The sequence below is a fragment of the Salmonella sp. A1325 genome (assembly GCF_056991255.1).
The window spans coordinates 328,086-349,903 of record NZ_JAMLWO010000004.1 but is presented as its reverse complement, the minus strand read 5'-3'; the positions used below and the strand labels follow the sequence as shown (position 1 = coordinate 349,903).

Sequence of the window (21,818 nt, the reverse complement as noted above, 5' to 3'; positions counted from 1 at the left end):
TTTATGCATAGATAATTCTCCCGGGGCATTCACCTTCAAATCGTGAGTTCGCTATTCCCTGGGTGTGATATGCAGGAAACACTACACCTTAATTTTGGGGATTCATCATGACTGACATGAACATTGAAAACCGGAAAATCAATCGCCCGGCGTCAGAAAATGATAAGCAGCATAAAAAAGTATTTCCGATCGAAGCGGAAGCTTTTCATAGCCCGGAGGAGACACTGGCGCGGCTGAACAGCCATCGTCAGGGCCTCACGATAGAAGAGGCCAGCGAACGGTTGAAAGTGTATGGGCGCAATGAAGTGGCGCATGAGCAAGTTCCTCCGGTGCTGGTTCAGCTTCTGCAGGCATTTAATAACCCTTTTATTTACGTTCTGATGGCACTGGCAGGGGTCAGTTTTATCACAGATTACTGGCTCCCGTTACGCCGTGGCGAAGAGACCGATCTCACCGGCGTGCTGATTATTCTGACGATGGTCAGTTTGAGCGGGTTATTGCGTTTCTGGCAGGAGTTTCGCACTAACAGAGCAGCACAGGCGCTGAAAAAGATGGTTCGCACCACCGCCACGGTGTTGCGTCGTGGGCCGGGCAATATAGGCGCGGTGCAGGAAGAGATTCCCATTGAAGAACTGGTGCCGGGCGATGTGGTTTTTCTGGCCGCAGGCGATCTGGTGCCCGCCGACGTCCGTCTGCTGGCGTCGCGCGATCTCTTTATCAGCCAGTCAATTCTTAGTGGTGAATCATTACCCGTAGAAAAATACGATGTTATGGCTGATGTGGCAGGTAAAGACAGCGAGCAATTGCCTGACAAAGATAAAAGCCTGTTAGATTTGGGCAATATCTGTCTGATGGGAACCAATGTAACCAGCGGCAGAGCGCAAGCGGTCGTGGTTGCGACGGGAAGCCGTACCTGGTTCGGCTCGCTGGCGAAATCCATTGTGGGTACGCGTACCCAGACGGCTTTCGATCGCGGAGTCAACAGCGTGAGCTGGCTGTTGATACGCTTTATGCTGATCATGGTGCCGGTTGTCCTGCTGATCAATGGTTTCAGTAAGGGAGACTGGGTAGAGGCTTCGCTGTTCGCGCTGGCGGTTGCGGTGGGGTTGACGCCGGAAATGTTGCCCATGATTGTCAGTTCCAACCTGGCAAAAGGCGCGATTGCGATGTCGCGGCGCAAAGTGATCGTCAAGCGCCTGAACGCTATTCAAAACTTCGGCGCGATGGATGTGTTGTGTACAGATAAAACCGGCACCTTAACCCAGGACAATATTTTTCTGGAGCATCATCTGGATGTGAGCGGTGTAAAAAGCAGCCGGGTATTGATGCTGGCCTGGCTGAATAGTAGCAGCCAGAGCGGCGCCCGGAATGTGATGGATCGCGCCATACTGCGTTTTGGCGAGGGTCGCATCGCGCCATCGACAAAAGCGCGCTTCGTTAAACGCGATGAACTGCCATTCGACTTTGTACGTCGCCGGGTATCGGTCCTGGTGGAGGATGCGCAGCATGGAGACAGATGCCTGATCTGTAAAGGCGCAGTTGAAGAGATGATGATGGTAGCCACTCATCTTCGCGAAGGCGATCGTGTGGTGGCGCTGACGGAAACACGTCGCGAGCTGCTGCTGGCGAAAACCGAAGATTACAATGCGCAGGGATTCCGTGTATTGCTGATAGCGACACGTAAGCTGGATGGTTCCGGGAACAATCCGACATTAAGTGTGGAGGACGAGACCGAACTTACCATCGAAGGGATGCTCACTTTTCTCGATCCGCCGAAAGAGAGCGCCGGAAAAGCGATTGCCGCGTTACGGGATAACGGCGTGGCGGTCAAAGTCCTCACCGGCGATAATCCGGTCGTGACGGCGCGTATCTGTCTGGAAGTGGGTATTGATACGCACGATATCCTGACCGGAACCCAGGTTGAGGCGATGTCAGATGCCGAACTAGGGTCTGAAGTGGAGAAACGCGCAGTATTCGCCCGGCTGACGCCGTTACAAAAAACGCGTATTTTGCAAGCGCTACAGAAAAATGGTCATACCGTTGGTTTTCTTGGGGATGGGATCAACGACGCGCCCGCGCTTCGTGATGCGGATGTGGGGATTTCCGTCGATAGCGCCGCCGATATTGCTAAAGAGTCATCAGATATTATTCTGCTGGAAAAAGATCTCATGGTGCTTGAGGAAGGCGTCATCAAAGGGCGGGAAACCTTTGGTAATATCATTAAATACCTGAATATGACCGCCAGCTCTAATTTCGGCAATGTTTTTTCGGTACTGGTAGCCAGCGCGTTTATTCCGTTTCTGCCGATGCTGGCGATTCATCTGTTGATCCAGAATTTGATGTACGATATTTCGCAGTTGTCGTTGCCGTGGGACAAAATGGATAAAGAGTTCCTGCGTAAGCCGCGGAAATGGGACGCGAAAAATATTGGTCGTTTTATGCTATGGATTGGCCCAACGTCTTCTATTTTCGATATCACAACCTTTGCGTTGATGTGGTACGTCTTTGCGGCTAATAACGTAGAGGCGCAGGCGCTCTTTCAGTCCGGCTGGTTTATTGAGGGTCTGCTCTCGCAGACACTGGTCGTGCATATGCTAAGGACGCAGAAAATACCGTTTATCCAAAGTCGGGCGACGTTGCCGGTATTATTGACGACCGGCTTGATTATGGCGATAGGCATTTATATTCCATTCTCACCTTTGGGTGCGATGGTTGGACTGGAGCCGCTGCCGCTGAGCTACTTCCCGTGGTTGGTGGCGACATTATTGAGCTACTGTCTGGTGGCGCAAGGCATGAAGCGCTTTTATATCAAACGCTTTGGCCAGTGGTTTTAATGATGTTTGAGGATCGCCCAGATGAATCGCTCACCCGATAAAATCATCGCGCTGATATTTTTACTGATTAGCCTGTTGGTGTTGTGTTTAGCCCTCTGGCAAATCGTTTTCTAACGAGGTGACGCCATGCAAAAAAGAGGGTTGGACGAAATCTTTTATCAGGTTGTCCTGATAGCAATCATCCTGATTTTACTGACTATCTGGATACGATAAGCTGCTGTTGGCGAGCCCCGCTTAAAATAAGAATCGATGCAGTTGTTCTTTTTATGGCGGGGCGCTATTTTCATGGTATCCCACATCAGAAGGGCAATATCATGAATAATCGTCGTGGTTTAACCGCCGTCCTGGCGACGTTGATTATGTTTTCCCTGAGCGCTACGCCTGTGCTGGCGAATCCGGGAAATGGCAATGGCGGCGGACATGGTAATAACGCGGCTAATCAGGGTAATAACGGTAACGGACATAAAGGAAATGCCGGGCAAAAAACGGAACACCGTAAAAATGGCGGTAAACCGGATCACGTCGAGTCGGACATTAGCTATGCTGTCGCCAGGCAACTGGCAGTGAATTTAGGGCTGACGGGTTATCAGTCTTTACCTCCGGGGATTGCGAAAAATCTGGCGAGAGGAAAACCGCTGCCGCCGGGAATCGCTAAAAAAACGGTGCCGGCGTCTATGCTGGGACAATTACCTTATTATCCGGGCTATGAGTGGAAAATCGTTGGGGATAATCTGGTGCTGATCGCGCTCAGTACCGCGGTGGTCACGGCGATTATTAATGGCGTATTTGATTAAGAGCCTATCCCACCAGGCGTTATTGGCGCAGCCAGTTTGGACACGGACAGCGCGCAAAAACCGGAGCGTACACGTAGTACGTGAGGTTTGACTCGCTACGCTCGCCCTTCGGGCCGCCGCAAGCGGCGTTCAAAACGCTAACGCGTTTTGGCGAGCACTGCCCAGGACCAAATGGCAAGTAAAATAGCCCCATTAAATGGGGCTATTTAGCCGCTTCAGGGCGTTATTTATGCGCGTTGAGAATCCAGCAGTTCATTATTTTTTACTACTTCCTGCGCTTTGGTATAACTTTCAATCAGTAGCTGATAGGCCGGGAATATTTTGGTATATACATCCGCCCATTCTGCGGCATCTTCCCTATTCCAGGTACGTTGCAGCTCAGAGGCTACCGCCGCGGTATCCATTGGTACTACGCCCGCCTGCACCACGCGGGCCATCGTAATTTCCTGCGCCATTTTACTGTACGTACCGGAGGCATCAATTACCGCAAATACCTTGTAACCTTCCGCGACGGCGCTGATGGCTGGAAAAGCCATGCAGACACTGGTAATAGTACCGGCGATGATCAGCGTTTTACGGCCTGTCGCTTTTACCGCTTGTACAAAATCGGCATTATCCCAGGCATTAATTTCCCCTTTACGCGCGACATATTGCGCGTGGGGCGCATTCGCATGGATTTCCGGAATCAGCGGACCATTCGGTCCCTGTGGTACGGATGCGGTAGTAATGACCGGCATATTGCATAAGGTAGCGATCTTAGCCAGCGCCGCGGCGCGCGCGCGTAATTCCGGCATCGGCATGTCGCCGACGGTCTGAAACAGGCCACTTTGGTGGTCAATCAGCAGCATTACTGCGTCGTTAGCATCAATGGCAGGGCGTTGACCGTTAAAATTCGCGGGTGTAGACATAATTCATTCCTTGTTGTTGCCTTTCACTGATAATCACTATCAGTGTTAAAGTCATTAATCGCCGGGGCGATTTCCGTTTTTAAGCTGATGACAGTAATCCGTTGCCGATCCTGGATTACCCTGTTGAGTTCTTTCTGAAGGAATATTCATCGGCATCACCTTCAGTCGATTTACTTTCACGCGAATCTGTTATCACAACAATATTCATATTATGAATAAATGTTTCTATTTTACATGTCAGAGAGGATTATTGATTGAAAAAACAGGCAATATCCCTACAAATTGTTTCTGATAGATAGTTTTAAACTTGTTTAGTATAAGTTTGAAATAGTTCAATTAAGAGTTAACTTATTTATATTTAAATAACATAAAGCGTAGCTTAAATATTAAGTGGGAAGCGTGATGCTATTAAGTATGGCTACTGTAACTCTTAATAAATTGAAAACTATCCCTACATAACGAGTGCTGCTTTTTTGGATATTACAAGCCATTATAGGAACACGTTGAATAAAACCCTGTCTTTTATGTGGGGTAGATTATCAGGATATGTTTTTCTCATGATTTATATATGAGATATTAAAGCGTAGTGGCACAGTAAATTTGGCTACTTTATTAAAGGTGATATTCTCACCTCAATACAAAACAGGAGACTTAACGAACAAGAAAACCAAACGTACTTTCACCCCTGAGTCTGCTATAATGAGAAAAGCGGTGTTTACGCTTACCTGTTAATGTCTTATGCCTCTCGCTCTTCTATATGATCGGTATGTGCAGGGGACAATCCATGTCCTGCTACGCAGCCACAGCATCAGACTATAATCAGTGGTGTCTATTAACCCTCTCCAACTACGTTATGTTTTGGCATGGTAACAATGCGATGTTATGGATAATTAACGATAATATTGAATTTAATCCAGAAATGAATCGCCTGGCGTCATTATCGAGGCCAGATCTCAACATTATTCTGACAACGCCTGCCAGCCGCTGCTTGCGCCTTCTGCTGGAAAACGCCCCCTCCGTCGTCTCACAACAAACATTCTTTCAAAAAGTGTGGGAAGAAGACGGCATGGTGGTGTCGGCAAATACGCTTTATCAGAATATCTCCATTATTCGCCGCGGATTACGTACCGTTGGCGAAAATGAAGATACGCTGATAATCACGGTTCCGCGTAGAGGCTTTCAGATTGAGCCTGGTGTGAGCATCATGACCATCCGCAAAGACTTCGCTCAGACAATAGAAAAAAAGGGTGAGACGCCGCCGCGTACGTCAGGGCGTTGGTTTAAACATTATGTACCTGTACTTTGGATGACCGGGACATTTGCTGTCGGTATTTTGCTTGGCACTATAAGCTGGCAAACCGTTCCCGATAAGGATTTTTACGATCGCTACACGCTGGTTGAAACAACCCAGGGTTGTCATTTTTTCTCGCGGAATGAAGATATCGAAAGCGGTAGCCGCTTTGCAGGCTATAAGTCAATGATTCTAAAAACCGGTATGGATTGTCAGAAATACCCATGGGTCTATTTTCCTTCCAGCAGTCGCACCCCAGCGGTTACGGCATTGATTTGTCAGCAACCTTATAAAACGCGCGGTGATACAGGCTGCGTGACGCTTTTTTTCCGCGGGGTGACACATGGGTAAAAAGGCACTGATGTTAGCCTGCCTGACGCTACTGTTTCTGGGAGTAGGGCTTGGGCATCTTGTTCATTTATATACGGAAAAGAACCGGGATCCAGAGAAATGTACGGCACCTGTGATTGTGTTTTATAACAACACTCAGGCTAACCTGACGCTGGACTTTATGTATTCGCTGAAAAAACGTACCGGGGTGGTTTCCATCAGCGGAACGTATTACGTCGATAATAAAATGAGCGGCGTGATCCGCCGTGATGTTTCCTATGTATGGAGTGAAAATAAAGACAGTACCCATTTTATATCGACGGATATCAACAAAGTCACGCGTGACGAAACACTGTCCGATGCGGTTATCGAGACGGTTTTACCCGATTTTTATGTCTATCCAGGGAAAAGTATCAGTTACACCATCCTGACTCAGGGCCATCGTGGCTTTATGTTCACCATCGGGAAACGCCCGATATTTTTCTGTACACATTAAGCGGTTTTGGGAGCCGTTCATGAAACATATCAGCCAAATGAAAGCGCTTCCGGGTAAAAGCCGCTGAAGATCAGCGGCTCTGTTGTTACCTGAATCAGAAACTGTATTTAACCCCCAGTAGGCCTTGGGTATTACTATAGCCCTGGTCACCTACCTGCTGCGCCACGTTGCCCCATACGTTCAGGCGCGGGGTAATTTGTCCTTCAATACCCACTTTCAGTTCACCAATATTTTTTGTACCACGCATATCGCTGCTGACATCGTCCATTTTCACGCTGGCAGGCTGCGTATTATGGATCCAGTTCGCCTCCACAAACGGCTGGAACTCTCGAGATTTATCGTCATCAATAGCGTTGTGGCCGTTAATATAGGCTTTTACGCCCATGCGGGTTAGCAGATTACCGGCGGTATCATCCTTCACGAGAGTACCGTTGGCTTCGCGATGGTCGTCAGCCTGCACGCCCATCCATACCACCTGCGCTTTGGGCTGCAACCAGTAGCTTTGATGCGCGCTTTCACCTAACCTGAAGCTGTAACCGGCTTCAACCGAGGCGGTAATTCCTTTGGATTTATATTTCTCAGCGGCCTGATCCTGACCCATGACCTTGTTATCAAACCAGTTGTACAGCATCCAGGTATCCACATAAGCCCCAGACCGATCGATATTGTTAGCATACCAGGTGCCGTAAAGGCCGACGCTGTAACCGGTGACTTGACCACGGGAATGATAGTCACTCACGGACGACTGCGTGCGGTTCTGGCTGTTGGCATAACCTGCCATTGCACCAATATGCCAACGGTCAAGACCGTCAGTGCTCCACTGTGCCAGATCGCCTCCCACTTGTAACACATAGCTGTTGATGCGGGTTTTTAGCTGCCCGCTGCCATCGTTGAAGCGAGTATGGGCGCCGACGTTACGCATCCACAGGCTGGTGACCTTCTTCTCACCCGTCAGCATGTCGGTGTACTGGGTTTCACCCAGACGGTCATGGAGACGCGTCATGAACAGCGTATTTGCCGCATAGTTGTTGGCAAGATAGCTGCCCACTTCCGGACGGAACTGATGTTCTGTTATCGGCGGTGTGTCAGATTGCCCTATGTCAGGAATTGTCGGATCAGGGATGACCGGGTCTACTGGCTCAGGGTCCACCGGATCGGGAATAACAGGGTCAGGGATGACCGGGTCTACTGGATCAGGGTCCACCGGATCGGGAACGACAGGGTCAGGGATAACAGGGTCTACCGGATCGGGAATAATCGGTTCGTCCGGCTCAATGTAGCTGGTCAGATACCAGTTTTTACCTTTCTGCACCACGTTGTAGTCATAGGCTCCGGCAACAATACGGCTTGCTTTTTCGAAAGTACCGTTAGAATTGCCAGCAACGTTAACAATTTCAATACCTTCAATGGTTTGCGCCCCGGCTCCTCCAATATTATTTACTGCAACAAATGTGTTGCCTGAAGTATTGCCGAGAACCTGCAGCCTGTCCGTTTCGGAATCATCATCGTTGAGCACAGTATTAAAGACCAGCTTACCGCCGTTGCCTACATAATCTTCATTGATGGTGAGCGTTTGCCATGGCTCGCCATCTTCATGGCTGAAGTTAATGGTTGCGCCACTATTCAGCGTCAGGTCAGTGAGCGTTGAGCTGCTGGTCATATTCCAGGTCGCATCGCTCATTTGTACAGAGATAACGCCTGTGCCCGCCGTAGCGCTGGTGATGTACGACGCCCCGTCCCATCGCGAGTTGTCCGTCATATTGAGCTTAATCGTACTGTTCTGCTGCGGTAGCGTACCGCTGGCAGCGGTGGCGCCAGCAGCACGAATATCACCGTCGATGACGAAACGACCTCCTGAAGAACCGTCAACAATGCCGCCAGTTTCCGTGCTGATGGCGTAACTTTCGCTACTGTTATCGCCCGCCATAGTAATAGCCGCACCGCCTGCCAGATTAATGGCGCCTCGGGAGAGGGCGTATAAACCGGCAGGAGCTTTACTATAGGATGCAGCCTTACTGGCGCTGTTAACGCTAATAGTGGCATTCTCTCCCAAATTAACGGTAGCGTTAGTTGCATATACCGCGTGTGCGCTGGCACCGTTCACCGTAATAGTAGCGTTGTTGCCAAGCTCGGTTCTGGAGGAGGATGCTGCGTAAATCCCCGTTGAGGATGCGCCGGAGGTTTCGATGGTTGCATCGTCACCCAGACGAATCAACGAACCACTTTGTCCGGTACGCAGACCCTCCGAACTGTCGCCGGTAGTAACAATATGTGCACGATTGCCGACGACAATCGTATTTTGGGCACGTGACGCATCCCTCATGGCGTTGGCTGTAATTCCACGTCCCTGGCTACCGGTTGTTTTGATATACAGATCGTCGCCGACGTAAATATTGGCCGATCCGGTCCAACCCTGGCCCAGTGAGTTATATCCGGCGTTAATACCGTCACCATCCTGACCATCCACGTAGATGTGGGTACGGTCACCGGTAATAATAAATACTGGGTTATCCGGAGTATTCGCGCCGTGAGTACGGATGCCATCGACGTCTCTACCATTATTCGCGGCATTCGCCGACTGCGTCCGAATGGTCAGGTCGTTGCCAAAAATCACGCCCGGACTTCCCGTTCCGCTGTTTTGAATAACCGTGACAGTGTGTTCAAACGCCTCCGCGCCCGGCCCATTAAGCGTGAGGCCATTGCCATAAACCGGGATGGTGCCGGTGTTCCACTGATAAACGTAGTTGGGCATGGTACCGACTTTGGTGAAACCGGTACTGGCCTGAGCGGGAATAATAGCCTGTAATTCCGGCGGCAACTGGCTGACCAGCCCACTGGATGGCAGACTATCAACGTCAACCCAGGCCGCCTGGGAGGAAAATACCATAGAGGCTAACGCTGCTGATACCGCTATAGCGATGAATGAGTAATTTTGGGGAGTTGGCATTCTGCCTCCTGCATTATGGCGTAAAGCGTCTTCCACATCGCAATAATATGGAAATAATAAAAATGGAAACGGATCTATAAAATATTTGATATTATTTTATGAATGCTATGCCCTAGCTTATTTTCAAGCCGCAGCTTATGCACATAAAGTTTCTTAATATCAATATTGTCAGTATTTACAATCTGCTGAATACTTATTCCTGATACAAAGCGCTTCAGTAATATAAATTCCGTATAGTTAAGCGTTCGTCCACGTTTACTGTTGGCGAGCCGACCGGTAAACAAGCGGTGCATCTTTTGCTGTTGCACAATATCATCGTCATCGGAATAAATAATTCCTTGTATTTTATTGCTTTTCAAAATCCAGTAATTGGCCAGCGGAGTTAAACTTCTGTCAGAAATCAGGACAATATGCATGCCACTGTCTGCCAGACTGTCAGCCCATTGCAAATCGGTAAATCGTCGAAGATTCGGGAAAGAAAAATCAACAAAGATAAAACCGCTGGATAAATGGTTGTGTCTATCAAGCAATAACTTTTCAATAAACCCTTTTTTCAGGAAAGCATTACCATCTGGCCAGATGGAAAATGCCGCATTATGACAGTATTGCACCCGTACTGCGCTGTCAGGGAATAATTGACAGGATAAATCGCAACTAATGCAATGGACAATTTGTGAAGGCTTTCTCATCATCCTGAACGACTCCCGTCGATGTTTCTATTAATATTTCATTGGTAAATAAATGTGTCAATCCAGATAATATACAGTGCTACGACTGTCAAAAGTCGCGGATTATTGTCAGTGTCATAAACTCCTGGAAAGACCTAAAATACAGCTTTAAGGAACCATGACAGATTCGACAGTCGTAATACATCATTTCGGATTTGTATTTCACCCATTGGGATTTTTATACATAATCTCCAATATCAGAAAAAATCTTAAAACAGCACTATTTGCTAAATCATGAGAGTGATAAATAATGGTTCTCAATACCATCTGTCTGCTGCCTTCGTCACTATCGGGGTGATGTGATGAAATATAAAAGTAATTCCTGTAAACCTGTAATGAATTCTTATTATTAAAACCTAATTTAAGATTTTTTCTTTCATTGCATTGTTATTCAATGACTTAATGGTGACATTTGTGCTCTCATCAACTTCTTATATACAAATTTAAGACTATTTTATAGAGACGCATGTAAACTTTAAGGGGGTGAAATGCTAATGCTATGAGAAAATCTTGTAACTTAACGCCGGGAGTTATACCTTGCCAATGAGTTGATCTGACTTAATTCTGATCGTGACAGTCTGAGCAACCGACAGACTTATCGGTCGAAGCAACTTCAGCTTCTGGCTTCTCTTTTCAATTGCTCATTTGATGAAAACTCTTTCCCGGAGCACATTAGTGAGAAACATAATGTGGTCAAACCTAATGTCCATAGATGTCGTCAGTCACCTCAGAAATATCCGCCTCCTGGCAGATATTTTTAACCGCTCGTCCAGCTTCGACCAACTTAATTACGGCGATGTTCTGATGCTCAGTAAGACGGACTTTACGCATAGAGATTCCTTCGTTAGTAGATCGATTACGTGATCTCTAAATGTGAATAGCACGATTATGTGGAGTAATATGAGTACCTGGTATAAGAATGTATACGGGTATTTTACTGCTGAAATATAATAATGGGAGGGGTTACGAATAAACAGGACGTATGGAAGAACAAAGGTATAAAGATGAAATGTTTGCAGTATCTAATAGATAACAATGAAAAATCAGGTAACTGAGCAACTATTCAATGTTTAGGATGGTGTGACATTAAGTCATTCAGCCGCTACAGCACATTATCAGGATAATTTCGTCTGGATAAAACGGAGGAGTGAATCGCCACAGGTTTAACAGACACCGCAGAGTCATTTAAGATGACTTAAAAAGAGGAGCCCATGAGCGGTAAACGTTATCCCGAAGCGTTTAAAATTAAAGCGGTAAAACAGATTATTGAGCGCGGCCATTCTGTTTCCAGCATCGCAACACGTCTTGATATTACTACCCATAGTCTTTACGCCTGGATAAAGCCGCCACATTCACGACGGCATCATGTTGACCTGAATCTGACGGGGTATATCAGGCAGTTCTGGCTGGAATCGGGCTGTGTTTATGGCTATCGCAAGATCTGCGGGATATCAGGAACAATGCGGTGTAAGCAAAGTCTGGTGGTTGATGCAACGTGTGGGGATAAAGGCTCGGGCGATCACAGGAATCGTATTTGAATGTTAACTTATTGATTTTATGTTTATATTTTGTATTGGATAAATGAGTAACCCCCATAAGCACCCCAAATGATTTTGCTTGTGGGGTTTGGGGACATCCTGAGCTACTTTTTAGGCTCTGTTTTCCACTGTAACAAAGCGGCGATATCTTTCTCACCTTCGGCTTCTTTTAAACGCCGTTGTTGCTCGGCAAACTGGCTATATTCCGCCTGCGCTTTTTCATCGGCCATTTTCTTACTGACTTTACCTGCGCCTTGCAAAACCTCACGGTCGTTAAATTGCAGGAACTGATCCAGCTTATCCTGCCAGTCGCGTAAAAAGACCTGTTGACGACGACGGGCCTGATCTTCGGCGAAATCCAGCCACATGTTAACTACGCGGTTAAGCTCGCTGACTTCATCCTGAGTGAGATAATTTTTTGCCACCGTCACGTCACATTTGCGCACCTCTTCACCTTTATGGCTGGTCAGCCCCATATGCGGCTGGCAGGCGTCAGCACGCTGATGAATGAGTTCAGCGGCGGTATACCCGGTACAGGCAAAATGTAACTTGTTCTGGATGGTTTGAAAAAACTGCGTGGTTTCTTTGAGGAACGGTTGATAATCGGCGGCCAGAGCAAAGATCTCGCGTACCCGCAAATAAACCCGACGTTCGCTGGCGCGGATATCGCGGATACGCTCCAGCATCTCATCGAAATAGTCGGGTACAGCCGATGAACCCACGGGCGGATTTTTCAGGCGCTCATCGTCCATCACAAAACCTTTGATCAGGTATTCCTGGAGCGTCTGGGTTGCCCACTGGCGGAACTGCGTGCCGCGCGGGGAGCGAACGCGGTAGCCGACAGCGAGTATCAACGGCAAATTAAAGTATTGAATCTGATAATTTTTCCCATCACTGGCAGTTGTTCGGTAAAACCGAACAACTGAATTTTCTTCAAGCTCGCCATCTGCAAAGATGTTCTTTATATGCTCACTGATGGTGGCTTTAGCTTTACCGTATAGTTCGCAGATCATTCCCTGAGAGAGCCACAGTGTATTGCTTTCAAAGCGGCATTCAACACGCACTTTCCCGTCACCGCTGGCAAACATAATGAATTCACCTGCCGGGGATTGGGTTAAGTATTTATCTTCCATGTCGCCTCCACTTACATCTGACTCGCGATGCTGTAATCCGCTTAGTATGCCAGAAATTCCTGGTGAAGCTCATTACGCAGATAGCGTTTATTTTGCGGGTAGCGCCCCCGGATAGTGTTTCACCACGATATCATTCATCTTCTCCACCAGATCCAGACGCTTAAACGTGATATGCCCACTGCCTTTCTGAAAGTAGTGCATAGAGAATAAATCATCCTCAAAAACCTGCTGATACGGGTTATCACGAATGAAGTCCATCAGTCGGATAGTCACATCGTGTCGGTTATCGGGAATGGTTTTACCATCCAGCAGGAACAACATGCGCTCCAGATCCGCAATCTGGTCACGCCGCCAGCCCCAATTCAGGCTGTAGCCCCATCGGTCGTGCTTTACCAGGCCGTTAACGATGAGCCGCTTACCGAAGCAGCAGGGATTATTGGTTTTATAGTCCCAGCTTAGCCCTTTAAATACATTGATAATCCCACGTTCGAAAACATCCTGTTTATTGTGGTGGAGTTGTTCAAAGGTGCTCAGGATGTTGGCTTCGCTGATGGCCGGAAGATCTCCTCCTTCGAGATTTTTAGCCCACTGGCTGCGGGCTTCAGCGTCCATTAAGGTCAACATCCCGGACTTCAGCATCAGATCGCGCCAAATGCTGCGGTCAATATTACGGGTGATCACCGGCATCGCTTTATCAACCGGTTGCATCAACCAGCAGTCAAAGGAATGGCCCTGTCGCATCGCCCAATGCTCCGCTACATCACCACCGATGCTGGAGGTAAGCCGCGAGATGTCATCAAGCTTATGAATCAGGATTTCTATCAGGCTCAGCGCAGCGTCGCGCCCTGTGACGATGCATTCAATACTGGTCGAGCAAATTAGCTCATTATGGTCAGTTAAGACTTCAGCTTCTGTTTGCATATTTTTGGTCCATATAAAAGCAAACGCGCCTGCCGGGAGTGGCAGGCGCATTATGCGGTGAAATAAAGGTGAATAAATATTGAGGGTGTAAATCAGGAAGGCGACTCGCAATAAATCATGCCGTCGCCCTGAATCAGGAATAGTGGTGTTAAATTAATGCAGGGGCGTGGCTCTGTAATACCTGTTCAGCTTCTTGCTGGAAAAACTGGCGTGTAATGCTGAAGAATTCATGCAGTTTATGATCTGGCGAAGGGACCAGATCAAGCTGGAGTAATTGTTGCAGATCCCAGCCTTTCTCAATATGTTCCTCAAAAAGCAGTTCCAGCTCTTCCCAATGATTACGGCGTTCCGTTTGAAGGAATCCGCTGTTCAGGTTCAGTAGATCAATGGTGTATTGCGCGTTCTCCGTCTCTTGTGCATTTAGCTCATCAGCAGGAACGATCCGACCATCAGAAAGGTAAGCAAAATAACGGGAACAATCGCGAATATGGCAATGGATAAATTTTGCCATATCCACAGCATCTTGTTTTCCTTGGGCATGACCGCCGTTCTCCCCTGAATCTAATGCGCTGGCGGCGAGATTTTGATAATCGAAGGTTCGCCCTGGCTGCTGGCTTTTATTTTCGACGTGTTCAATGTGATAGCCGAGGCCACGCAAATCAGCACGGATTTCGCTGTAACAGCAAAGATGATATTGCTCATTGAGCAGAAGCGTCACTAAATCTGCTTTGTCTCGTCTAAAGTTTCGCCAGCGATGGGTCGATTGATCCGAATCTTGTGGTGGATTTTCATTTGCAGTGAGTAAGGCATCTGTCCCCGGCGAGTTTTGATCACATGCCTCATTGTGCCTTCCCTTTCAGAAAGTTACGGCATCGACAAACGTAGCGCCTGCGTTAATAAACGTAAGGCTATAGTGCCTTCAAGTAGATGAGTAAGCTGCGACGTTACTGCTCGTATGAACACCATCCACCCTTATGATGTGAGCCCGTACCCCCATGTGGATGTTGACCCTTTGGGCAGGCAAGCGCACCGGATGATGCCGTGACGGTAATAAAAGCGATAATCATCGCTGTAAATAATCTCTTCATATATAACTCACATTAATAAATTAGAACATATTACTACCTACTACAGAATACGCATACTTGATACGGACTTAGGGGATAATATAACGCGTACTTTAGTTTAAATTCTATCCTTCATGTGGCATAGGTTATCAGGATAGGTTTTCGTTAGGAATTTTATCTGGGATATTGAAGCAACATATTGTGGGGGGGATATGAGTTATAAATATGTTAGTAAGCATGGCTGTGATGTTGCATTGCGGATGGGCTATAAAGAATGCCCAGATGAAAATGCTTATGGTGATGCCTATTATATTAAAGATGGGTTAAAATGGATATTTAATATAACAGGCTTAAAAAAACGGCTTGGCGTATACAGCGACGACGATCTCCGTAAACAGAACTATGATGTAGATACCTATTATCGAGTTGAAAACCAACAGGAGGAAATTGCAGATGATGAAATGCAATCGCTATATCATAATTTAGCGGTAGAAGAAGGAGAACCCGTGTATCTGGAGGGAGGCATGTATCTTTATCCGGATGGCTCTATACGTTGATCTCATAATTTTGGTCTGGTAAGCGTTATCTCTTTTGAGAAAGGATGAGTCTGTAAGTATGACCCACAAGTTCGTTTGGTGATTAGTTAAGTCCCGCCCGCGTTAGTCCTGGCGTACTTTTATCCCTTCTTTGCGGACGATATCCCACAATAAATGGACGTTCGGTTTTAGCAATCGGTAAATGGTGATTAATAAAATAATATTCCACTTTCTCTCTCCACCTTTCCTTTCGTATTATATGCAAGAACTAGTCTTAATAATAAGCAAATACTTTGTCCCGCAATAGAGGACGAATGGTGGGCATGAGAGAAGGATTTTGGCGGAAGATCACAGGAGTCGAACCTGCCCGGGACCGCTGGCGGCCCCAACTGGATTTGAAGTCCAGCCGCCTCACCGGAGACGACGATCTTCCGCGCCTCGATTGCTACATGGAGGCGCGCGCATTATAGCTACTTCCTGGCGTTTCCACATCCCCTCCCGTGCTTTTTTAACTTCCCTTTCCTTCTGCCATGATCGGTTTCATATAAACCCCCATAAAATCCATTAGTTACATTTCATCACACTTTTTGGCGCTACCCTGATCACAGAAAACAAGAATCGTAATTTGATAACCAAATAACGGAATATTCACGCTCGCAGGGAAGGTTTACAAAAACTGTAACCGGTATCAGTGAGCGTTGTAAGCGTTAAGGATGCGTAATGAAAAGTGAGATTCTCTCCGTTAAGGAGAAGATTGGCTATGGTATGGGCGATGCCGCGAGCCACATCATCTTTGATAATGTCATGTTATATATGATGTTCTTCTATACCGATATTTTCGGCATTCCCGCTGGTTTTGTCGGCACCATGTTTTTACTGGCGCGTGCGCTTGATGCCATCTCCGACCCTTGCATGGGCCTGTTGGCCGACCGTACCCGCTCTCGCTGGGGCAAATTCCGACCCTGGGTGCTGTTTGGCGCGTTGCCGTTTGGTATCGTTTGTGTGCTGGCTTATAGCACGCCGGATCTCAGTCTGAACGGCAAAATGATTTATGCCGCCATCACCTACACGTTGCTCACCCTTCTGTACACTGTAGTCAACATCCCTTACTGCGCGTTGGGGGGTGTAATAACCAATGACCCAACGCAGCGTATCTCCCTGCAATCCTGGCGCTTTGTGCTGGCAACGGCGGGCGGAATGCTCTCTACCGTACTGATGATGCCTCTGGTGAAACTGATTGGCGGCGAGAATAAGGCGCTGGGCTTCCAGGGGGGTATCGCGGCGCTCTCGGTGGTGGCGTTCCTGATGCTGGCGTTCTGCTTCTTTACCACCAAAGAGCGCGTTGAAGCGCCTGCCACCCATACCTCCATGCGTGAAGACCTGCGTGATATCTGGCACAACGACCAGTGGCGCATAGTCGGCCTGCTCACCATCCTGAATATTCTGGCGGTATGCGTGCGCGGCGGGGCGATGATGTATTACGTCACCTGGATATTGGGCAAGCCGGGCGTGTTTGTCGCCTTCCTCACCACCTATTGCGTCGGCAACCTGATTGGCTCGGCGCTGGCAAAACCGTTGACCGACTGGAAATGCAAAGTGAGCGTTTTCTGGTGGACCAATGCTTTACTCGCAGTAATCAGCGTGGCGATGTTCTTCGTACCGATGCACGCCACGATCGCTATGTTCGTCTTTATCTTTGTGATTGGCGTATTGCACCAGTTAGTCACGCCTATCCAGTGGGTGATGATGTCTGACACCGTCGACTACGGCGAATGGTGTAACGGCAAACGCCTGACGGGGATCAGTTTTGCCGGCACGTTGTTCGTGCTGAAACTGGGTCTTGCCCTCGGCGGGGCGCTGATTGGCTGGATGTTGGCCGGCGGCGGTTACGACGCGGCGGCGAAAACGCAAAACAGCGCCACGATCAGCATCATCATCGCTCTGTTCACTATCGTCCCGGCCATCTGTTATCTGCTGAGCGCCGCGATCGCTAAACGCTACTACACCCTGAAAAGCCCGTTCCTGAAAACCATTCTGGAACAACTGGCGCAGGGCGCACACCGCAACGAACAAGAATTTACCCATAAAGAATTGCAAAACTAAAGGAACAGACTATGAAAATTAGCGACGGAAACTGGCTGATCCAGCCTGGCCTTAATTTGATTCACCCGGTTCAGGTGTTCGACGTTGAACAGCACGGGAATGAGATGGTGATCTATGCCGCGCCGCGCGATGTCCGCGAACGAACCTGGCAACTGGATACCCCGTTGTTTACCCTGCGCTTTTTCTCGCCGCAGGAAGGAGTGATAGGTGTACGGATGGAACACTTCCAGGGCGCTTTGGATAACGGCCCACATTATCCACTCAATGTCTTGCAAGATATCAACGTAGAGATGCAGAACAACGCCGAATTTGCCGAACTCAAGAGCGGCAGCCTGAGCGTGCGCGTCACCAAAGGCGAGCTCTGGTCACTGGATTTTCTGCGCAACGGTGTACGTATCACCGGTAGCCAGTTGAAAAATAACGGCTATGTACAGGACACCAACAGCGGGCGCAACTACATGTTCGAGCGTCTGGATCTCGGCGTGGGCGAAACCGTCTACGGACTGGGCGAGCGCTTTACCGCGCTGGTGCGTAACGGTCAGACGGTGGAGACCTGGAACCGCGACGGCGGCACCAGCACCGAGCAGTCTTACAAGAACATCCCGTTCTATATCACCAACCGTGGCTACGGTGTGCTGGTAAACCATCCGCAGTGCGTGTCGTTTGAAATTGGCTCCGAGAAAGTCTCCAAAGTCCAGTTCAGCGTTGAGAGCGAGTATCTGGAATACTTCGTCATCGACGGCCCGACCCCGAAAGACGTGCTGAACCGCTATACCCAATTTACGGGTCGTCCGGCGCTGCCGCCCGCCTGGTCGTTTGGCCTGTGGCTGACCACCTCATTTACCACCAACTACGACGAAGCGACCGTTAACCGCTTTATCGACGGTATGGCCGAGCGCAATCTACCGCTGCACGTCTTCCACTTCGACTGTTTCTGGATGAAAGCTTTTCAGTGGTGCGATTTTGAATGGGACCCGGTGACTTTCCCCGATCCGAAAGGGATGATTCGCCGCCTGAAAGCGAAAGGGCTGAAAGTCTGCGTGTGGATTAACCCCTACATCGGCCAGAAATCCCCGGTCTTCCAGGAGCTAAAAGAGAAAGGGTATTTGCTTAAACGCCCGGACGGCTCCTTGTGGCAGTGGGATAAATGGCAGCCGGGACTGGCGATTTACGACTTCACCAACCCGCAAGCCTGCGAATGGTATGCCGACAAGCTGAAGGGCCTGGTGGAGATGGGAGTGGACTGCTTCAAAACTGACTTCGGCGAACGCATTCCAACGGATGTGCAGTGGTTTGATGGTTCAGATCCACAGAAAATGCACAACCATTATGCCTACATCTACAACGAACTGGTGTGGAACGTGCTGAAAGAGACCGTCGGCGTTGAAGAGGCGGTGCTGTTCGCCCGTTCCGCCTCGGTGGGCGCGCAACAGTTCCCGGTGCACTGGGGCGGCGACTGCTACGCCAACTACGAATCGATGGCGGAAAGCCTGCGCGGCGGGCTGTCCATCGGCCTGTCAGGGTTTGGTTTCTGGAGCCATGATATTGGCGGATTCGAGAATACCGCGCCGGCGCATGTCTACAAGCGTTGGTGCGCATTCGGCTTGCTCTCCAGCCACAGCCGCCTGCACGGTAGCAAATCCTACCGGGTTCCGTGGGCCTATGACGACGAGTCCTGTGACGTGGTGCGCTTCTTCACCGAACAGAAGTGCCGGATGATGCCGTATCTGTATCGGGAAGCGGCGCGCGCCAACGAAGCCGGTACGCCAATGATGCGGGCGATGATGCTGGAGTTCCCGGACGATCCGGCGTGTGATTATCTTGATCGCCAGTACATGCTGGGAGATGCGGTCATGGTAGCGCCGGTATTTAGTGAAGCGGGCGACGTGGAGTTCTACCTGCCAGAAGGCCGCTGGACGCACCTGTGGCGCAACGATGAAGTGCAGGGCAGTCGCTGGCATAAACAGCAGCATGGCTTCCTGAGCCTGCCAGTGTACGTGCGTGACAATACACTACTGGCGCTGGGCAACAATAGCCAGAAGCCCGATTACGCCTGGCATGAGGGTACGGCCTTCCAGTTATTCCATCTGGATGACGGCTGCGAAGCGGTCTGCGAAGTCCCTGCTACGGATGGTTCGACAATCTTTACGCTGCAGGCGAAACGCACAGGCAATACCATTACGGTGAGCGGCGAAGGCGAGGCGCGCAACTGGACGCTGTGTCTGCGTAATATTACGCAGATTAGCGGTACCAAATGCGGTTCATATGTGGAAAGTGAACTGGGCGTCGTGGTCACCCCGCAGGGAAATGAGATGGTGATTACGCTTTAAATCTGAATCGCCGGATGGCGCCGTGAGCTGCGCTTATCCGGCCTACAAATGAGCAAGAACCGTAAGCCCGGTAAGCGCCATCGCCACCGGGCAAGCCCTCAATTACAGCGCTGGCTCCGTTGACGTAACTTCCCCGCCGGACACCACGCCCGCTTGCATCGTTTGCGTTATCTGCTGCTTTTGTGCGTTGACCGCGTGTAATTGCCCGTTTACCGTCGGTTTCAACGGCGCATCGGCCTGAATATTGCCGCTGGCCGTGAGCTGAATATTGCCATCGCCAGCAATCGGTAATGCCGGCCAGCCCCACTGCTGTAGCACATCCATTGGTACGCCGCGTCCGTTCAGGCTGATTTGCGTCTGACGCTGCGGCAGTTGCGATACGCTGGCAGTGGCTTCCAGTATCCCTTTTCCAGTAAACGCGCTCAGATCGCTGATGTTGACCGTGCTGGCATTAGCCGTCAACGACAGCGACGGGCGGCGCACGTCCACACGGTTAAAGGTTGCCGCTGCGGCGTTGAGGGTCGCATTGCCGCTCCAGACGCCCCATTGATGATGTTGTACCAGCTCCAGGTTTGCGCCGTAGCCGTCCAGAGCGGTGATTTGCCACGGGAAGGCCGGGTCGATATCAATCACCAGATTGCGGCTGGCGCTGAATTTTTTCAGCGTCAGGCTGTTCAACCAGTCGGGCAGCGGCTTCATCCATAACTGCTTCCAGTTTTCCGGCAGCGTATACTCCAGCCCGGCGATAGCGGTATCGTCCAGAATAAGCGCTTTGCCTTCGCGTAACCAGGCGCCGGAAGTTCTGACCATACCGCCTTCCCAGCGGGTAGTGAACTGGCGTAGCGCAACGCCCTGTGGTGAAAATTCGGCGTTCAGGATTGGATCGAGCAAGTGCAGCGAGCCGTAAATAAACTCGCTGGCGTTCATCGATAATTTACCTTCCTGACTTTGCCAGTCTTCTTTGCGCAGAGTCAGATTGCGCAAACTCAGGTCAAGATCGGTGACAGCCCAGTCTGGTCCTTGCAGGCTGGAGTCCGTCACTTCAAGACGACCAATCTGCAAAGATGGAACCGTAGTAAGCGGCGCGAAAAACTCGCTCAGGGATTTATCGCTTTGTAACCGAATATCATTCAGCCGCAGATTTTCAACGACCCAACTACCATCAGCGTTACGCCGGGCGACGCCGGTTAACGCTCCGCGCGCCATATCGGCGCCGACGGTGTTTAACATCACCTGATTATGGTCGATACTGCCTTCAATAAGCACATTAGTGGCGGGAACGTCGTTTAACGTCAGCGAACCGGCGCTCAGTTGGATCTGGGCTTTATTGCCCAATACCCGACCGGCTTCGGGGCGCCAGGGCATAACGCCGCCGTTAACGCGCTGGGCGCTCAACCGCCATTCGCTGCCGGGACTATTGAGCGCCATATTGCGAAGTTGCAGGCGGTCGGCCTCAAACGGGAAAGGGGCGGTTTGCACTGAAATATTCAGCGTGCCGTCCTGTAACAGAATCGTGTCGACATGCAGCGGCGCGGTTAACTGGCGAATGCTCAGACCGATATCTACGGTTTTCGCGACCAGGGTAGCAGGCTGACCATCACGACCAAAGGTCACATTCTCCAGTAAAAGATGGGATGGGGCGGAAAAACGATGATCCATCACGTCGAATGTGAGGTGATAACCGCTGTTCTCTGATACCCAGTTGCTGACATGATCTGCGCCCCAGCGCGTTTGCAGCAGAAAATAAAAGCCGAAAATCACCACTAAACAGGCGATCAGCACGTAGAGAAGCAACCTCCCAATCAATTTCATGGTCTTCCATCCCGTGAAATGCACATAGGGGATTTATGCACGATTTGCGT

General features: G+C 49.5%; 16 protein-coding genes, 1 tRNA gene and 2 pseudogenes. 10 read left to right on the top strand and 9 right to left on the bottom strand.

The genetic code is table 11. The features are described 5' to 3' along the window. Nucleotides 1-107 precede the first annotated feature (107 nt). From mgtA to cigR, 4 genes are all read left to right on the top strand, one after another. Nucleotides 108-2,834 (top strand): magnesium-translocating P-type ATPase, encoded by a 2,727-nt coding sequence (gene mgtA, locus NAZ64_RS10910; protein WP_220569544.1) that lies wholly within the window; start codon nucleotides 108-110, stop codon nucleotides 2,832-2,834. 21 nt (nucleotides 2,835-2,855) lie between these two features. Beyond that, a complete protein-coding gene (gene mgtR / locus NAZ64_RS10905; RefSeq protein ID WP_001082117.1) occupies nucleotides 2,856-2,948 on the top strand; it encodes a protein MgtR in 93 nt (30 codons plus the stop codon). Between the two features lie 12 nt (nucleotides 2,949-2,960). Next, nucleotides 2,961-3,047, top strand: a complete 87-nt coding sequence (mgtU, locus tag NAZ64_RS10900) for a magnesium transporter protection protein MgtU (RefSeq protein WP_253777138.1) — start codon at nucleotides 2,961-2,963, stop codon at nucleotides 3,045-3,047. Between the two features lie 101 nt (nucleotides 3,048-3,148). Next, nucleotides 3,149-3,628: an anti-virulence regulatory inner membrane protein CigR gene (gene cigR / locus NAZ64_RS10895; protein WP_076935900.1), complete on the top strand. Its 480-nt coding sequence runs from the start codon at nucleotides 3,149-3,151 to the stop codon at nucleotides 3,626-3,628. Nucleotides 3,629-3,855: 227 nt separating this feature from the next. Here the strand turns inward: cigR and NAZ64_RS10890 are convergent, their stop codons facing one another. Next, complete coding sequence (locus tag NAZ64_RS10890; protein WP_000106461.1) at nucleotides 3,856-4,536, bottom strand: isochorismatase family protein; 681 nt, start codon at nucleotides 4,534-4,536, stop codon at nucleotides 3,856-3,858. 784 nt (nucleotides 4,537-5,320) lie between these two features. On the opposite strand from NAZ64_RS10890, the gene NAZ64_RS10885 reads away from it, so the two are divergent. After that, a complete protein-coding gene (locus tag NAZ64_RS10885) occupies nucleotides 5,321-6,178 on the top strand; it encodes a winged helix-turn-helix domain-containing protein (RefSeq protein ID WP_220569545.1) in 858 nt (285 codons plus the stop codon). Beyond that, entirely contained in the window at nucleotides 6,171-6,653 is a 483-nt protein-coding gene (locus tag NAZ64_RS10880) for a hypothetical protein (protein ID WP_000516583.1), read from the top strand. Before NAZ64_RS10885 ends, NAZ64_RS10880 begins: the two co-directional genes overlap by 8 nt. Nucleotides 6,654-6,747: 94 nt before the next feature. Here the strand turns inward: NAZ64_RS10880 and misL are convergent, their stop codons facing one another. The 3 genes and pseudogenes from misL to NAZ64_RS10865 all read right to left on the bottom strand — a co-directional run. Beyond that, entirely contained in the window at nucleotides 6,748-9,600 is a 2,853-nt protein-coding gene (gene misL / locus NAZ64_RS10875; RefSeq protein WP_220569546.1) for an intestinal colonization autotransporter adhesin MisL, read from the bottom strand. Nucleotides 9,601-9,674: 74 nt separating this feature from the next. Further along, nucleotides 9,675-10,292 (bottom strand): transcriptional regulator, encoded by a 618-nt coding sequence (locus tag NAZ64_RS10870; protein ID WP_000984808.1) that lies wholly within the window; start codon nucleotides 10,290-10,292, stop codon nucleotides 9,675-9,677. A 756-nt stretch (nucleotides 10,293-11,048) separates the two neighbouring features. After that, nucleotides 11,049-11,159: pseudogene (locus NAZ64_RS10865) on the bottom strand (transposase); the annotation flags it as partial. A 380-nt stretch (nucleotides 11,160-11,539) separates the two neighbouring features. On the opposite strand from NAZ64_RS10865, the pseudogene NAZ64_RS10860 reads away from it, so the two are divergent. Continuing rightward, nucleotides 11,540-11,843 (top strand): annotated as a pseudogene (locus NAZ64_RS10860) (transposase); the annotation flags it as partial. A gap of 127 nt (nucleotides 11,844-11,970) precedes the next feature. On the opposite strand, the gene NAZ64_RS10855 reads toward NAZ64_RS10860, so the two are convergent. From NAZ64_RS10855 to NAZ64_RS10845, 3 genes are all read right to left on the bottom strand, one after another. Further along, the gene (locus tag NAZ64_RS10855) at nucleotides 11,971-12,999 is read right to left on the bottom strand and encodes a virulence RhuM family protein (protein ID WP_220569547.1); all 1,029 of its coding nucleotides are present in this window, start codon (nucleotides 12,997-12,999) and stop codon (nucleotides 11,971-11,973) included. 87 nt (nucleotides 13,000-13,086) lie between these two features. Beyond that, complete coding sequence (locus NAZ64_RS10850) at nucleotides 13,087-13,920, bottom strand: DUF4942 domain-containing protein (RefSeq protein ID WP_076935895.1); 834 nt, start codon at nucleotides 13,918-13,920, stop codon at nucleotides 13,087-13,089. A gap of 148 nt (nucleotides 13,921-14,068) precedes the next feature. After that, complete coding sequence (locus NAZ64_RS10845; RefSeq protein ID WP_023217901.1) at nucleotides 14,069-14,638, bottom strand: retron system putative HNH endonuclease; 570 nt, start codon at nucleotides 14,636-14,638, stop codon at nucleotides 14,069-14,071. 561 nt (nucleotides 14,639-15,199) lie between these two features. On the opposite strand from NAZ64_RS10845, the gene NAZ64_RS10840 reads away from it, so the two are divergent. After that, entirely contained in the window at nucleotides 15,200-15,544 is a 345-nt protein-coding gene (locus tag NAZ64_RS10840; protein WP_220569548.1) for a hypothetical protein, read from the top strand. Nucleotides 15,545-15,861: 317 nt separating this feature from the next. On the opposite strand, the gene NAZ64_RS10835 is transcribed toward NAZ64_RS10840, so the two are convergent. Further along, nucleotides 15,862-15,956 (bottom strand) — tRNA-Sec (locus NAZ64_RS10835). A gap of 287 nt (nucleotides 15,957-16,243) precedes the next feature. Here NAZ64_RS10835 and NAZ64_RS10830 point away from each other — a divergent pair. Continuing rightward, the gene (locus tag NAZ64_RS10830; RefSeq protein ID WP_000834259.1) at nucleotides 16,244-17,626 is read left to right on the top strand and encodes a glycoside-pentoside-hexuronide family transporter; all 1,383 of its coding nucleotides are present in this window, start codon (nucleotides 16,244-16,246) and stop codon (nucleotides 17,624-17,626) included. A gap of 11 nt (nucleotides 17,627-17,637) precedes the next feature. Beyond that, entirely contained in the window at nucleotides 17,638-19,956 is a 2,319-nt protein-coding gene (gene yicI / locus NAZ64_RS10825) for an alpha-xylosidase (protein ID WP_483640932.1), read from the top strand. Between the two features lie 102 nt (nucleotides 19,957-20,058). Here the strand turns inward: yicI and NAZ64_RS10820 are convergent, their stop codons facing one another. Beyond that, entirely contained in the window at nucleotides 20,059-21,768 is a 1,710-nt protein-coding gene (locus NAZ64_RS10820; protein WP_000766665.1) for an AsmA family protein, read from the bottom strand. Nucleotides 21,769-21,818 lie beyond the last annotated feature (50 nt).